This is a genomic window from Pseudomonas sp. SJZ078 (assembly GCF_007828255.1).
Taxonomy (GTDB): domain Bacteria; phylum Pseudomonadota; class Gammaproteobacteria; order Pseudomonadales; family Pseudomonadaceae; genus Aquipseudomonas.
The window spans coordinates 1-2,031 of sequence record NZ_VIUG01000077.1 but is presented as its reverse complement, the minus strand read 5'-3'; the positions used below and the strand labels follow the sequence as shown (position 1 = coordinate 2,031).

General features: G+C 66.3%; 1 protein-coding gene. It reads right to left on the bottom strand.

The genetic code is table 11. From position 1 onward, the window contains the following. Positions 1–2,031 (bottom strand): condensation domain-containing protein (locus FBY02_RS27980; protein WP_256662582.1); only part of this gene is annotated, 2,031 nt, incomplete at both ends.

Below are 2,031 nucleotides of genomic sequence, written 5' to 3'. Positions count from 1 at the left end.
ACCAGTGCCGGGGCGTTGGGGCTGAGGGCGGCTTGCTGGCTGAGGGCGGTGTGCAGGTTGGTCGGGCCGCTGTAGTGACGCTCGGTGGCGTTCCAACGGTCCAGCTGCTGTTGGTCCTGCTGCTGCGGGAACAGCTCGATCAGCGTTCGCCCAGGCGCCGCCACCAACGCATCCAGCAGTGCACACCATTGTGCGCTCCAGCGTTGCATCGTCGACTCGTCGAACAGCGCCGCTTGATATTCCAGCGCCAGGGTCATGTCGCTGCCGTCGTCCTGGACTTCCCAGCTCTGTTCGAACTTGGCGTCGATCACCGGCAGCACCTGCTCTTCGACCTCCAGTCCCGGCCATTGGCTGCTGTCCACGCGGCCGTAGTTAAGAGAGAACAGCACCTGGAACAGTGGCGTGCGGTTCAGGTCGCGGTGTTGTGCGACAGCGCCGACCAGGGTGGCGAAGGGCAGGTCGGCGTGGGCCTGGGCCGCACGCAGATCGGCTTCGAGACTGGCGAGCAATTGCTCGGCCGGGGCCCGTTGGTCGACTTCGCTGCGGATCACCAGGGTGTTGACCAGGCAGGCCAGCAGCGTCTGGGCTTGCGGCTGATCGCGCTGGTCCGCCGGGGTGCCGAGACGAATCTCGCGCTGACCGCTGTAACGCGCCAGCAGTGCGCTCAGGGCCGAGGCCAGCACCACGTAAGTGGTCGTGCCGCGCTGACGGGCGAACTGGCGGGTCGATTCGGCGCGCTGGGCGCCGAGGTTGACGATCAGTTGCCGAGCCCGACGATCGGCTTCGGCGCCCCGTGGATGGTCGATGGGCAGATCGAGCTGGTAATCGTCCTGGTCCAGGTGGTTTTTCCAGTAAGTCAGGCTGGCATTGCGTCGGGCCTGGGTGTCCGGATGCTGTTGCCACAGGGCGAAGTCGACATAGTCGATTTCCAGCGGCGTCCAGGCCGGCGACTGTCCATCGAGGCCGGCGGCGTAGGCCTGGGTCAGCTCGTCGATGAGCAATTGCATGGCCCAACCGTCGGTGGCGCTGTGGTGCAGGCACACCAGCAACAGGTTTTCGTCGCTGTCCTGGCGTTGTAGCAGGTGCGCCCGCCAAGGCGCGGCGGCGGCCAGGTCGAATGGCGCCATCAACTCGGCTTGGGCCGTGGCGCAGGTCGCGCGCCAATCCTGTGTGGCAACGGCAGTGACCGCGAGCGCCGGCCCGTGGTCGTCGATCAGCAGTTGCGGCTCGCCCTGGACTTCGACAATCCGGCTGCGCAGCACCAGGTGACGTTGGCTGACCTGTTCGAAGGCTTCGCGCAAGACGCGGACTTGCAGCTCGCCGCGCAACGTCAGGGCGAACGGCATGTGGTATTCGCGAGAATCCGGAACCAGGCGGCTGAGCATCCAGAAGCGCTTCTGTGCCAGCCCCAAGGGCAGTGCCGCCGGACGCGGCTGCGAGGTGATCGATTCATCCGCTGTCGCCACGCCCAGGTAATCGGCCAGGGCCGCAACTGTCGGTTGTTCGAACACCACTGCCAACGGCAGGGAAACCCCCAGGCGTTCACGGACCCGGCTGACCAGGCGGGTCGCCAATAGGGAGTGGCCGCCGAGCTGGAAGAAGTGCGCTTCGATGCCGACTGACGCGCATTCCAGCACTTCGCTGAACAACTCGCAGAGCGCGCTTTGCATGGCGGTGCGCGGCGCGATGTACGGCCGGTCGCTGTGGTGTTCCGGCAGCGGGGTGGCGGCCAGGGCCTTGCGGTCGAGCTTGCCGTTGCTGTTCAGGGGCAGGCTGTCGAGCTGGACGAAGAAGCTCGGCAGCATGTGCGCGGGCAGGTTGTCGCTCAATGCGCTACGAATGGCAGCCTCGTCGGCGTCACCGCACCAGAAACTCACCAAGCGTTGCTCCAGCAGCAGGGTCGCGGCGTCGCGAACGCCGCTCTGGGCCAGCAGATCGGCGTCGATCTCACCAAGCTCGATGCGCTGGCCGCGCAGCTTCACCTGATGATCCAGGCGCCCGAGGTATTCGATGTTGCCATCGGCCAGGAAG